General features: G+C 65.9%; 12 protein-coding genes. All 12 read right to left on the minus strand.

The features are described 5' to 3' along the window. Positions 1 to 56: 56 nt before the first annotated feature. Positions 57 to 824 carry an SDR family NAD(P)-dependent oxidoreductase gene (locus ACV095_RS16485; protein ID WP_018769581.1) on the minus strand — a complete coding sequence of 256 codons (768 nt, stop codon included), beginning with the start codon at positions 822 to 824 and terminating at the stop codon, positions 57 to 59. A gap of 17 nt (positions 825 to 841) precedes the next feature. Next, the gene (locus ACV095_RS16490) at positions 842 to 1,795 is read right to left on the minus strand and encodes a 3-hydroxyacyl-CoA dehydrogenase family protein (protein WP_056389088.1); all 954 of its coding nucleotides are present in this window, start codon (positions 1,793 to 1,795) and stop codon (positions 842 to 844) included. Continuing rightward, the gene (locus tag ACV095_RS16495; RefSeq protein ID WP_018769579.1) at positions 1,792 to 2,286 is read right to left on the minus strand and encodes a ribose-5-phosphate isomerase; all 495 of its coding nucleotides are present in this window, start codon (positions 2,284 to 2,286) and stop codon (positions 1,792 to 1,794) included. Before ACV095_RS16495 ends, ACV095_RS16490 begins: the two co-directional genes overlap by 4 nt. A gap of 10 nt (positions 2,287 to 2,296) precedes the next feature. Continuing rightward, the gene (gene dhaL, locus ACV095_RS16500; protein WP_478222304.1) at positions 2,297 to 4,018 is read right to left on the minus strand and encodes a dihydroxyacetone kinase subunit DhaL; all 1,722 of its coding nucleotides are present in this window, start codon (positions 4,016 to 4,018) and stop codon (positions 2,297 to 2,299) included. Between the two features lie 46 nt (positions 4,019 to 4,064). Continuing rightward, positions 4,065 to 5,063: a sugar phosphate isomerase/epimerase family protein gene (locus tag ACV095_RS16505; protein WP_018769577.1), complete on the minus strand. Its 999-nt coding sequence runs from the start codon at positions 5,061 to 5,063 to the stop codon at positions 4,065 to 4,067. Between the two features lie 132 nt (positions 5,064 to 5,195). Beyond that, positions 5,196 to 5,885: a GntR family transcriptional regulator gene (locus ACV095_RS16510; RefSeq protein ID WP_018769576.1), complete on the minus strand. Its 690-nt coding sequence runs from the start codon at positions 5,883 to 5,885 to the stop codon at positions 5,196 to 5,198. A gap of 115 nt (positions 5,886 to 6,000) precedes the next feature. Beyond that, entirely contained in the window at positions 6,001 to 6,777 is a 777-nt protein-coding gene (locus ACV095_RS16515; protein WP_478222305.1) for an SDR family NAD(P)-dependent oxidoreductase, read from the minus strand. A gap of 9 nt (positions 6,778 to 6,786) precedes the next feature. Continuing rightward, a complete protein-coding gene (locus ACV095_RS16520; protein ID WP_026265817.1) occupies positions 6,787 to 8,136 on the minus strand; it encodes an MFS transporter in 1,350 nt (449 codons plus the stop codon). 219 nt (positions 8,137 to 8,355) lie between these two features. Continuing rightward, positions 8,356 to 9,087, minus strand: a complete 732-nt coding sequence (locus ACV095_RS16525) for a FadR/GntR family transcriptional regulator (RefSeq protein WP_018769573.1) — start codon at positions 9,085 to 9,087, stop codon at positions 8,356 to 8,358. Between the two features lie 191 nt (positions 9,088 to 9,278). Next, on the minus strand, positions 9,279 to 10,181 hold the full coding sequence (gene sucD, locus ACV095_RS16530; protein WP_018769572.1) for a succinate--CoA ligase subunit alpha: 903 nt from the start codon (positions 10,179 to 10,181) through the stop codon (positions 9,279 to 9,281). An 11-nt stretch (positions 10,182 to 10,192) separates the two neighbouring features. Beyond that, positions 10,193 to 11,362, minus strand: coding sequence for an ADP-forming succinate--CoA ligase subunit beta (gene sucC / locus ACV095_RS16535; RefSeq protein ID WP_018769571.1), 1,170 nt, complete (start codon positions 11,360 to 11,362; stop codon positions 10,193 to 10,195). Between the two features lie 225 nt (positions 11,363 to 11,587). Next, positions 11,588 to 12,304: a hypothetical protein gene (locus tag ACV095_RS16540; protein WP_026265816.1), complete on the minus strand. Its 717-nt coding sequence runs from the start codon at positions 12,302 to 12,304 to the stop codon at positions 11,588 to 11,590. Positions 12,305 to 12,319 lie beyond the last annotated feature (15 nt).

Below are 12,319 nucleotides of genomic sequence, written 5' to 3' on the forward strand. Positions count from 1 at the left end.
GGCCCGCATGTTGGTGGTGGCTCCGGTCTTCGTGATGCGAAGGGAAACGGAGCCCGTCAGTGCATGTACAGTCCGCCGTCGACGTTCAGCGTCTGGCCGGAGATATACCCGGCGTCCTCGCCAATCAGGAAATGGATGGCGGCAGCGATGTCGCGCGTGTTGCCCACGCGGTTCACCACCAGGTCCTTGACCAGCTCGTCCTTGCGTTCCTCGCTCAGGGTGCCGCCCATGATGTCGGTGTCGATCGGCCCGGGCGAGATGGCGTTGACAGTGATGTCGTACTCCCCCAGTTCACGGGCGGTGGCGCGGGTCAGGCCGATGACGCCGGCCTTGGCCACGGAGTACGGGGTCTTGCTGAAGGTTCCGCCACCGCGCTGGGCGGAGACGGAGGAAATGTTCACAATCCGGCCCAGCTGGTTCTTGACCATCGATTCGGCCGCACGGCGGGTGGCGTAGTGGACGCCGTTCAAGTTGATGCTGAGTACCCGGTCCCATTCGGCGGCGTCCAGTTCCAGGTACGGCACCGGGGAGCTGACGCCCGCGATGTTGGCCAGGGCCACCAGCTGCGGAAGTTCGGCTTCGATCTCGTCGATGGCCGCCCGGACCGACGCTTCGTTGCTGACGTCTGCGCCTGCTCCGTGGGCCTTGATTCCGTACTTTTCGGCCAGCTCCTTGGCCACGGCCTTGGTGGCGGCGTCATCGATGTCGATCACGCCGATGTTCCAGCCGCGCTCTGCCAGGTAGTCTGCGGTGGCCCGGCCGATGCCGCGTTCGGAGACAGCGCCGGTAACGATCACCGTGCGGTCTGTGGGAAATGCTGTCATGGAGGTGTTCCTTCGGATCAGGAAAGCGGGGCAGGGCCCAGCTCTTCGATGAGCTTCTGCATGGCGACGTACGCCTTGTTCCGGTAGGCAACCAGGGCTGCGGTCCGGTCTGCGGGGACGTCAAGGAAGCCGGAACCGGTCTTGGTGCCCAGCTGGCCGGCGTCGACCTTTTCCTGCAGGATCTTGGGTGTGGCGAACCGCTCCGGGAACCCGGTCTGGAGGGACTTGTAGCAGAACGCATATACGTCCAGGCCCGCCATGTCGGCGATCGCAAACGGCCCGAAGAACGGCAGCCGGAAGCCGAAGGTGGTGCGCACCAGGGTGTCCACGTCCTCCGCGGTGGCGATGCCTTCTTCCACCACTTGGGCTGCCTCGTGGAACAGGGCGTACTGGAGCCGGTTGAGCACGAAGCCGGTCACGTCCTTGACGGTGGCTGTTTCCTTGCCGGTCTCCCCCACGATGGTGCGGGCCGCCTGGATGGTGGCCTCGGAGGTGCCCTCGTGCGGGATGACTTCCACGCCGGGAATGAATGGTGCCGGGTTGGAGAAGTGGACGCCCAGGAAGCGCTCCGGGTTGTCCACCACCTCGGCCAGCTTGGCGATGGAAATGGTGGAGGTGTTGGAACCAATGATGGCCTCGGGGCGGGCGGCGGCGCTGATCCTGCCCAGGGTGGCGTGCTTGATCTCCAGGATTTCCGGCACTGCCTCCTCGATGTACTCGGCGCCGGCCACGGCTTCTTCGATGTCCTTGGCTGCCCAGAGGTTTTCCTTGAGCAGGTCTGTGGCGTTGTCCGGGAACAGGCCGGCGGCGACGAACTCGTCGGACTCCTTCAGGAGCCGCTCGTAGTTGCTTTGCGCGATTTCAGCGGAGACGTCGGCGAGTGCCACGCGGGCTCCTGCGAGTGCCAGGACCTGGGCGATCCCGCCGCCCATATAGCCTGAGCCGACGACGGCGATGTTGCGGTTGCTCATTTGTCTTCAAGTCCTTCCGACGCGTCCTCGTAGGAGGAGATTGCGTCTACTTTTGCCGCGGATGCGGAGTTTTCATCGAAGCGGTGGTCAAGCCACTCGCCCACCAGTTTCTTGGCCAGTTCCAGGCCGATGACGCGCTGGCCCATGGTCAGCACCTGGGCGTTGTTGGACAGCACGGAACGCTCCACTGAGTAGCTGTCGTGTGCGGTGACGGCCCGGATGCCGGGAACCTTGTTGGCCGAGATGGCCACGCCGAGGCCGGTTCCGCAGATCAGCAGGGCACGGTCCGCCTCTCCGGCTGCGACCTTGCGGGCTGCGGCGACGGCAAGGTGCGGATAGGCAGTAGCGTCGTCGGCGCCCACGCCCACGTCCTCCACCGAGGCGACCCGGGGGTCTGCCTCCAGCATCTCGCGCAGCGCGTTCTTGTATTCGACGCCGGCTTCGTCATTGCCGACGACGATGCGCCAGCCTTGCTGGGTGTGTTCGGTCATGCGATTCTCCTTAGTGGCTTTCGATGGTGGCGGCGTACTCGGCCACCCTGCGGGCAATGAGGCCGAACGAAACGGCGCCGGGATCCGGGTGGCCCAGGCTCTTCTCGGCCAACGGGCGCGCCCGGCCTTTCCTGGGGCTGAGTCCGGCAGTCGCGTCAGCGGCCTCGGCGGCGGCCTCCGCTGCCGCACGAAGGCTGCCGGCCAGGCTGCCGCCGTCGTCAATTGCTTTGGTGAAGGTCTCGGCGAACGGAAGGAGCGCGTCCACCATGGTCTTGTCTCCCGCCTGGGCCTTGCCCAAGGTGACAATGGCGTCGCGGAGGGCATTGACGGCCGCCGCTGCGTCGGCCGCGGTGTAGGCGTCCTTGCTGCCCAGGGTCCTGCCGACGGCGGTGACCGCCGCGCCCCAAAGGGCCCCGGAGGTACCGCCGGCACGCTCGGCCCACTGCTCCCCCGCCGCCGCGAGCACTTCCTCCAGGCCGGCACCGCCGGCATGGGACTTCTCCGCGGCAGCAACGGCAGCATCCACTCCGCGGCGCATTCCGATGCCGTGGTCGCCGTCCCCGGCGATGGCATCCAGCTTCCCGAGTGCCTCCTCGTGTTCGACGACGACGGACCGGGCTTCCTTCAACACTCCCACCGCCGTGGCAGCCAGCGCGGTGGACGCGGGCGTGGCGGCCAGCCCCGGCGTCGTGGCCGCCTCGGCCAGGGACTCGACGGCCCGGGCCCGGCGCGGGGCCAGGTTGCCCTTGCGGAAGGCGGGGGTGTCAGCCGGCGCGGCCCAGAACTTCTCCAGTTCCGCATCCAGCCAGAACAGCGTCAATGACAGGCCGGACATGTCCAGGCTGGTCACCAGTTCACCGCACTCCGGCTCAACGATCTCGAGTCCGGCAGCGGTGAGCAGAGCCTCGATCTTGCCGAACAACAGGAAGAGTTCGTCGTACTTGACTGTTCCCAGTCCGTTGAGGATGGGCACTAACCGGCGGCCTGCGGTTTCCGGCTTGTCCTTCAAAAGCCCGTCCACCAACAGCTTGGCCAGTTCACTGGCACTGGGCAGGGGCAGGTCTGAAATCCCCGGTTCGCCGTGAATGCCCAGTCCCACGGACATCATGCCTTCCGGCACGGTGAAGAGGGGCTCGGATGCTCCGGGGAGGGTGCAGCCGGCGAACGCCACGCCCAGCGAACGGGTGTGGTGGTTGGCCTTGATGGCAAGCCGCTCCACCTCATCCAGGTCCAGCCCGGCCTCTGCCGCCGCGCCGGCAACCTTGAAGACCGTCAGGTCGCCGGCGATGCCGCGGCGCTTGCCGATCTCCTCGAGGGGCGCGCTGGCGATGTCGTCAGTCACCAGGACGGTGCGGGTTTCGATGCCCTCAGCGTTCAGCTTCTCCTGGGCCTGGCCGAAGTGGAGCACATCGCCGGCGTAGTTGCCGTAGCTCAGGAGGACGCCGCCGCCGGTCTGGGATGCCTTGGCCACGCGGTACACCTGCCCGGCGGAGGGGGAAGCGAACATGTTGCCGCAGGCGCTTCCGGCGGCGAGCCCTGCCCCCACCAGGCCGGCGAAGGCGGGGTAATGGCCGGAACCGCCGCCAATGACCACTGCCACCTGGCCCTCTGGTGTTTCGGTGGAACGGACAACGCCGCCGTCGACTCGCGCCACATACTTGCGGTTGGCGGCCACGAAACCGTCGAGGGCGTCGTCTGCGAACTGCGCTGGATCGTCAAATATCTTTGTCATGATTCCTCGTTGAACCGGTTGGATCGGTTGGGAAGCCTGCCGTGGCTTAGCGTGCGGGGACAGCCGCCGGGGCCTGCCGGCCCTGCGCTACCATGCTGGTGCCCAGGGTGTAGCCATCGCGCTTGGGCAGGACCTGGCGGCGCAGGTAGTCCTGGTTGGCGGCGGTGACGCTCAGGCCGTCGCCGCCGTAGTGCTCGGTGCAGATGATGCCCTGGAAGCCCACCGAGATGGCGAACTGGAAGGCCTCGCGGTAGCTGATGAGGCCGGATTCCATGGGCGCCGGCATGGCGACGTAGTGGTTCCGGGCCTGGTCCTCGTCGCGGATGTAGTTCTTGACGTGCCAGTAGTTGGAGTAGGGCAGCGTCTTGTGCACCAGTTCGCGCCAGTCTTCGATGGGGCGGTGCAGGCGGATCAGGTTGCCCAGGTCGGGGTTCAGTCCAACGTTGGGCAGGTCGACGTCCTGGACGAGCTGCACGGAGGAGTCAGCAGTGCCGAGGTACGTGTCCTCGTACATCTCCAGGGACACCAGGAGGCCGAGTTCAGCGGCGTGCTTGCCGACCTCCCGGATGCGGGTGACGGCGTTGTTCCAGGTTTCCTTGTCCGCTACCGGGTCCTTGTGGCCTTCAACGGTCCAGAACCAGAGCTGTTTCTGCTGCTCCGGGGTGATGGCCTGGTGCAGGCCGATGGAGACGACCTCGCAACCGAGCTGCGCAGCGGCGTCGATGGTCCGGTGGGTGTAGGCCAGGTTTTCCTCCCACTTGCCTTCCTCAATCACGCTGCGGCGGATGGCGGAGATGGAGGGAAGCCCGAGGCCGGCGGCACTGGCCGCGGCCTTCAGTTCGTCCAGACGGGCGCTTGAGAGATCGCCCGGGCGCACCCAGCTGTCGGTGAGGTCGGCGTTGCTGAAGCCGGCGTCTGCGACTTCTTCAAAGACCTGCTGCCAGTCGCTGGCGGGGGCCTCCTGGGCGGTGGTCCCGTCCGGCCTTGTTCCCGGGAACTGCAGCAGGGCAGCAGCGATGGGCCAGTTTTCAGCGGTGTACGGCATTGTCACTCCAAATTTTGAATCGCATTTCCTATAGGATCTACGCTATTCGAGACCCTGTCAAGGGCCTCTCTGTTCCTCCCGGGCGGAGGTTCGTGAAAAAGTCGGGCCATATTGGGCCCATGGGCGTGCGTGCTAGCTGCGCACTTCGCTGTCGTGCTGCGAGCGCTGCTTGACGCCTTCGATGTGGTCGATCATTTTCTGCCGGGCAAGATCGGCGTCGCCGGTCTCGAAGGCTTTGAGGATCTCGGTGTGCTCGGCAATGGCGTAGTCGGCATCGGTCACGCCCAGGCCGCCAAAGAAGCGGAAGCGCTGCACCTGCCCGCCCAGGGCGTTGTATGCGGACAGCAGGAACTGGTTGTCAGCGGACTCGGCGATGAGCCGGTGGAACCGTTCATCGGCTTCCCAGTAGGCACGGAACTCCGTGAAGGATGGACCGCGCGGGGCTGCCTTGAGGTCCTCGATGGCCTGCTCCAGCTGCCCGGTCAGTTCCGGGTCAGCATGCTTGCAGGCCATGAAGGCATTGGCCGGTTCGATCACCAGGCGGGCGTCCATCAGGTCGGCAAGTTCTTCCGGGGAGAACAGCGGTGCCACGCGGTAGCCGCGCAGGGCCATCCTCCGCACCATCCCGGTCGCTTCCAGCCGGGCGAGCGCTTCGCGCACCGGCGTCGGGGAAACGTCCAGCTCCCTGGCCATCCCGTCGATGCTGACCGGGGTTCCCGCCTCCAGCCGGCCGTCCATCAGGGCAACAAGAAGCGCTTCGTAAACGTGGTCGGCGAGGACCTGCCTGCTCACGCCGCCGGAGGCCTGGTTCTTGGTTGCCATGTAGAAATCCTATAGCCGGAAAATGTGCGGGAGCGCGCGGGATGGGGTGTCCCCGGACACGTCCCGCTGGTGCCGTACGGCCGGCAGGCAGCACTGCACCAGCGGAAACCGGTGGTCAGGAAACCTGCAGGCCGCCGTTGATGTCGTAGGTGGCGGCAGTAATGTAGCCGGCGTCCTCGCTGAGCAGGAATGCGATCAGCGCCGCCACTTCCTCCCGGGTTCCCACCCGGCCCATCATGATGCCCTCGGACATCTGGGCCTTGCGCTCGTCCGTCAACGTTCCGCCCATGATGTCAGTGTCGATCGGACCGGGGGCGATGGCGTTCACGGTGATGTTGTTTTCACCCACTTCACGGGCCAGGGCACGGGTGAAGCCAAGGATGCCGGCTTTCGAGGCGCTGTAGGCCACCTTGGAGTAGGTGCCGCCGCCACGCTGGGCCGAGATGGAGGAGATGCTGACGATCCTCCCGAGTTCGCGCTCGATCATGCCCCTGAGGACCCGCTGGGAAACAAGGAAGGTGCCGCGCATGTTGATGGCGAAGACCTTGTCCCATTCCGCCACCGTGGTCTCCATGAAGGGGGTGGGTGAGCTGATTCCGGCCAGGTTGACCAGTCCGACGATGGGCGGAAGCGCCTCCTCAATTTCCGTGATGGCGCGGTCAACCGATGCCTCGTCGGAGACGTCGGCGCCCACGCCGATGGCCTTGACGGCACGGCTGGAGCCGATTTCGGCAGCCGCGGCCTTCGCGTCTTCGGCATTGATGTCCAGGATGGCGATGGACCAGCCCTCGCTGGCCAGCCGGTCAGCGGTTGCCCGGCCAATGCCGCGGGCAGATGCTGCCCCGGTGAGGACAGCGGTGCGCTCTGCGGGGAAGGTGTGCTGTGTAGTCATTGATGCGTCCTAGTGGGTTTCGGCGGCAGGAACTGTGACCCCGGGGGCGGAGACACCCTCCGGCCGCTTGCGTGCGTAAAGGTAGGTGGCGGCGGCGGTCACGGCGAGGCAGGCGGCCAGGAAGACCAGCCCGCTCTGGCTGTTTCCGGTGGCGTCCTTGAGGATGCCCACGATGTAGGGCGCCACGAAGCCGCCCAGGTTGCCAAGGGAGTTGACCATGGCGAGGCCGGCGGCGGCTGCAGCACCGGTGAGGGCTGCGGAGGGCATGGCAAGGAACGGCGCGATGGCGGAGTAGATGCCCATGGCCGCGAGGGTCAGGAACACCATGGCGAGCACGGCATTGACCGGCAGCAGGTAGCCTGCGCCCAGGAGGCCGACGGCGGCGAGCACCATGCTCATGCTGGCATGCCATACCCGGTTGCCGGTGCGGTCTGAGCGCTTGCTCCAGAAGTAGACGAAGACGGCAGCGATGGCGTACGGGATGAAGACGATGAAGCCCACCTGGGTCGAGTCGAACTTGCCCAGCGCCTTGACGATGGTGGGCAGCCAGAGGCCCAGGCCGTAGATGCCGCATACCAGGCCGAAGTACAGGGCCGAGTATGCGATGGTGCGGGGGTCCTTCAATCCGGCAAGGAAGTTGTGGTTGCCGGACTTCTGCTTGTGGGCCAGTTCGGCGCTCATGGTGTTGGAGAGCCACTCACGCTCTTCCGGCTTGAGCCACTTGGCGTGTTCGGGCCGGTCCGTCATGACGAAGGGGGTGATGATGCCCAACAGGATGGCGGGAATGCCTTCCAGGATGTAGAGCCACTGCCAGCCGTGCAGGCCTGCCACGCCCTCCAGGTTCAGGAGCATGCCGGACACCGGGGCGCCGAGGGCGTTGGAGATGGGCTGGGCCAGGATGAAGATGCCCAGCACCGTCACGCGCTGCGCCGCGGGGAACCACAGGGTCAGGTAGAAGAGGATGGCCGGGAAGAAGCCTGCCTCGGCGGCTCCGAGGAGGAAGCGGATGATGTAGAACGTCGCTTCACCGTTCACCAGGAACATGGCGGTGGCAAAGATGCCCCAGCTGATGAGGATGCGGGCGATCCACTTGCGGGCGCCATAGCGGTACATGCCGCCGTTCGACGGGATCTCGAGCAGTGCGTAGCCGAGGAAGAAGATGCCGGCGCCCAGGCCGTAGGCGGCCTCGGTCAGTCCGATGTCCCCCTGCATGCCGAGCTTGGCGAAACCAACGTTGTTCCGGTCCAGGTAGGCAATGAAGTACAGGAGGACGATCAGGGGCATGAGCCTCCGACGAACCTTGCGGAGGGTGGTCTCGCCCAACTCGCTGAGAGCGGGGGCAGCAGCACGGGAGGTCATCGCAGGCCTCCCAGGGTGGTGTGGGGACCCTCGAAAAGGGAATGCGCGCGCATGACGACTCCTTTGGCTGGCGGCATTTTTTGGGGGCGATATCAGATGTCTGATGTCTGTATGAGATTCTAATCACAGGGGACGGGAGCGTCAACACGGCTGCGGACGCGGCCTGGTGGGGATGCCGCTGACAGGGAATACCCCGATGGGACGGGCCCGGACAGGCGGCTAGCGGGCCGCGGCTCCGCTACGGCTGGACACGGCAAGGTAGTGCTCGTAATCCTCGAAAGTCTGGGTGATATGTGCATCCATGGTGGAGCGGGCGGTGGCCGGGTCTCCGGCGGCGATGGCGGCCAGGACCATCTTGTGGTGGTGGATGGCGTGCCGCTGCACGTCGGGGAACGCCGAGGTTTCGCGCCGCATGGCGTAGAGCAGGGTGGACAGCTGGCCCAGCAGGGCCGGCACGAACGGGTTGCCGGACGCGCGCAGAACGGTGTCGTGGAAGGCGATGTCTGCCACGGTCAGCGCGTCCACGTCGCCGGCATGGTGGGCCGCTTCCATCTGCTCCACGCTGTCCTGCAGCGCGGCGAGGTCAGCCGGCCGGTGCCGGGAGGCAGCGAGTTCGGCCGCGCCGGTCTCCACCATGCGGCGGACCTCGAGCAAACGGAGTGCCACCTGGTCCGAGGCCACTCCCCTGGAGGCTGCGCGCATGATGGCGTCCAGTCCGGTCCAGCGCTCGGGCGGGTTGACGAAGGTGCCCAGGCCGCGCCGGACGTACACCACGTCCTGCGCTTTCAATACCTTCATGGCCTCGCGGGCCGTCAGCCTGCTGACACCGGACTCCTTGGCGATATCCGCTTCAGGCGGCAGGGCGTCGTCGGCCTTGATCTCTCCGCTGAGGATGTGCTCAAGGACCTTGTCGACGACGGCGTCGACCAGGGTCGGTCGCTTCTCTGCCATCCGTCATCCCCTGCCTGCGCGCGCAAGGCGCCCTGATTTTCCTTCCTCAACATTACTCGACGCACTCGGGCGCGCGCTGCCCGCCGTCGTCGTGCGTCAAACAGTCAGGTGGGTTAAACAGCAAACGCGGGGCCGCCCTGCCGGCCCCCAAAGGGGAACCGGGCCGGGTGGCCCCGCGTTGTGCAGGACTGCTAGAGGGCTGCGTAGACCTCACGGAGCAGCTTGGCTGTCTCGGACGGCGTCTTGCCGACCTTGACACCGGCGGCCTCGAGGGCTTCCTTCTTGGCCTGGGCGGTACCGGCGGAACCGGAGACGATGGCACCTGCGTGGCCCATGGTCTTGCCTTCGGGCGCGGTGAAGCCGGCCACATAGCCGACGACCGGCTTGGTGACGTTGGCCTTGATGAAGTCGGCTGCGCGCTCTTCGGCGTCGCCGCCGATTTCGCCGATCATCACGATGGCCTTGGTCTCGGGGTCAGCCTCGAACGCGGCCAGGGCGTCGATGTGCGTGGTGCCGATGATGGGGTCGCCGCCGATGCCGATGGCGGTGGAGAAGCCCAGGTCGCGCAGTTCGTACATCATCTGGTAGGTCAGGGTACCCGACTTGGAAACCAGGCCGATGGGGCCCTTGCCGGTGATGTTGGCCGGGGTGATGCCAACCAGCGCTTCGCCGGGGGTGATGATGCCGGGGCAGTTCGGGCCGATGATGCGGGTGACCTGGTTGCCGTCGGCATCCACCTTGGACTGGGCCAGGGCCCAGAATTCGGCGGAGTCCTGGACGGGGACGCCTTCGGTGATGACCACGACCAGGCCGATGCCGGCCTCGATGGCTTCCACAACGGCGTTCTTGGTGAATGCCGGCGGCACGAAGACGATGGAGACGTCGGCGCCGGTTTCCGCCATGGCTTCCTTGACGGTGCCGTAGACGTTGATTTCCTTGTCGCCGTGCAGGACCGTGGTGCCGGCCTTGCGGGCGTTGACGCCGCCGACGATGTTGGTGCCCGCCTTAAGCATCAGCGCGGTGTGCTTGGTGCCTTCGCCGCCGGTGATGCCCTGGACGATGACCTTGGAGTCCTTGTTCAGATAGATAGACATGGTGCGTCCCTTTACTTAGCTGCGTTGGCGAGCTCGGCGGCCTTGTCGGCGCCCTCGTCCATGGTGGCGGCCAGGGTTACCAGCGGGTGGTTGGCCTCGGTGAGGATGCGGCGGCCTTCCTCGACGTTGTTGCCGTCAAGGCGGACTACCAGCGGCTTGTTGGCGGAGTGGCCCAGCTCGGCCAGCGCGCCAACGATGCCCTTGGCGACGGCGTCGCACGCGGTGATGCCACCGAAGACGTTGACGAACACGGACTTGACCTGCTCGTCACCCAGGATGACGTCCAGGCCTGCGGCCATGACCTCTGCGGAGGCTCCGCCGCCGATGTCCAGGAAGTTGGCGGGCTTGACGTTGCCGTGGTTCTCGCCGGCGTAGGCCACGACGTCGAGGGTGGACATGACCAGGCCGGCGCCGTTGCCGATGATGCCTACTTCGCCGTCGAGCTTGACGTAGTTGAGGTCCTGCGCCTTTGCCTTGGCCTCAAGCGGGTCCGCTGCGTCCTTGTCCTCGAGCTGCGCGTGCTTCGGGTGGCGGAAGTCGGCGTTCTCGTCGAGGGAAACCTTGCCATCGAGGGCCAGGATGTCACCGTTGCCGGTCTTGACCAGCGGGTTGACCTCCACCAGGGTGGCGTCTTCCTTCTTGAAGACGTCCCAGAGCTTCAGGATGACGCCTGCCACCTGGCCGCGGAGTTCCTCGGCGAAGCCTGCAGCTGCGACGATCTCGTCCGCCTTGGCCTGGTCGATGCCCACGGCGGGGTCGATGGCAATCTTGGCCAGCGCTTCGGGGCGTTCGACGGCGAGCTGTTCGATTTCCATGCCGCCCTCAACCGAGCACATGGCCAGGTAGTTGCGGTTGGCCCGGTCCAGCAGGACGGAGAAGTAGTATTCCTCGGCGATGTCCGCACCCTGGGCAATCATCACCTTGTTAACGGTGTGGCCCTTGATGTCCATGCCCAGGATGTTGGTGGCGTGCTCAAACGCTTCGTCGGCGGACTTTGCCACCTTGACGCCGCCGGCCTTGCCGCGGCCGCCTACCTTGACCTGTGCCTTGACAACGGTTACGCCGCCGATCTTCTCGGCGGCTGCCTTTGCTTCTTCTGGGGTGTACGCCACGATGCCGGCAAGCACGGGTACACCGTGCGCCTCGAACATATCGCGCGCCTGGTATTCAAACAGGTCCACGGTTTAGTGTCCTTCTACGTCGAAGTAGTTTCTGTACAGTCGGACACCATCCGAAAAGACGATGACCGGGCTGCGGATTGCACGCACCGGCGGCCTGTCTGGAAACGAGCCACGCGGCGTAATGCTCCATGGGGAACTCTAGTCCTTTGGAGGGACCGGGCCGTCCCAGACTACCTCTTATGTGAGTAAGCACACTATTCTATGGAGCGTAGAAAAACCGCGGATTTACGGGGTTTTTGGGCCCTCTGCCTGCGGGGATGCACTGCTTTTGGCGGGGCCCGGGACCAGTTCGTAACGTTCGGGGGAGATGAAGAATCCGACGCCGGCGGAGACGTTTCCGCACGCCACGCCGCCGTTGTAGGCGGAACAGCGCAGCCCGTTCCGTTCGAGGTTCTGACCGTCCGCAAGCACAGGCAGCTGGGCCAGCGGGCCGGCCTTGGTCCCCTTGGGTCCGTAGGCCGCTTCCATCGACGTGACGCCGGAGCGGCATTCGCCGTAGCGTGCACTGTCCGGGGCCAGCAGGGCCACGCCGCCCAGGTAGCCCAGGTGGGTTCCGGCGCAGTCATCCCTAACGTCCCCGGGTTGGGGAGGCTGATAGGTGGCCAGCTCGCAGTGGGCCACCGGGACAATGGGCAGCTTGTTGTTGGCAGCGTCGCCGTAGCGGTTCTGCTGGTACGGCAGGTTCACGTGGTCCCCGCGCGCGGACGTCAATGAACAGGCGATGGTGCGGTCCGCGGTGATGAAGGAGAGGACGTCGCCACCGCTGGAGTATGTCTTGGCGTCGGCCAAGGGCGCCTTTTCCAGTTGTTCCATGGGCGGCAGCGGGGCCGGTGGAACGTAGGAGGGGTCCTTGGTGGTCACGCTGCATCCCGTGGCGGTGACAGCAATGAGGAGGAGAAGGGCGGCGAGCATCCCCCAGACATTCCGTCGCATGGGCTCCATTATGCCCGGCCGGGG

It is taken from the genome of Arthrobacter sp. JDC6, from assembly GCF_056484025.1.

Bases quoted from the DNA above. Each gene is read 5' to 3' on its own strand.
- sucD (WP_018769572.1), bottom strand. From the start codon at position 10,181: ATGTCTATCTATCTGAACAAGGACTCCAAGGTCATCGTCCAGGGCATC.
- ACV095_RS16525 (WP_018769573.1), bottom strand. From the start codon at position 9,087: ATGGCAGAGAAGCGACCGACCCTGGTCGACGCCGTCGTCGACAAGGTC.
- ACV095_RS16540 (WP_026265816.1), bottom strand. From the start codon at position 12,304: ATGGAGCCCATGCGACGGAATGTCTGGGGGATGCTCGCCGCCCTTCTC.
- ACV095_RS16515 (WP_478222305.1), bottom strand. From the start codon at position 6,777: ATGACTACACAGCACACCTTCCCCGCAGAGCGCACCGCTGTCCTCACC.
- ACV095_RS16520 (WP_026265817.1), bottom strand. From the start codon at position 8,136: ATGACCTCCCGTGCTGCTGCCCCCGCTCTCAGCGAGTTGGGCGAGACC.
- ACV095_RS16510 (WP_018769576.1), bottom strand. From the start codon at position 5,885: ATGGCAACCAAGAACCAGGCCTCCGGCGGCGTGAGCAGGCAGGTCCTC.
- ACV095_RS16485 (WP_018769581.1), bottom strand. From the start codon at position 824: ATGACAGCATTTCCCACAGACCGCACGGTGATCGTTACCGGCGCTGTC.
- ACV095_RS16495 (WP_018769579.1), bottom strand. From the start codon at position 2,286: ATGACCGAACACACCCAGCAAGGCTGGCGCATCGTCGTCGGCAATGAC.
- ACV095_RS16505 (WP_018769577.1), bottom strand. From the start codon at position 5,063: ATGCCGTACACCGCTGAAAACTGGCCCATCGCTGCTGCCCTGCTGCAG.
- ACV095_RS16490 (WP_056389088.1), bottom strand. From the start codon at position 1,795: ATGAGCAACCGCAACATCGCCGTCGTCGGCTCAGGCTATATGGGCGGC.
- dhaL (WP_478222304.1), bottom strand. From the start codon at position 4,018: ATGACAAAGATATTTGACGATCCAGCGCAGTTCGCAGACGACGCCCTC.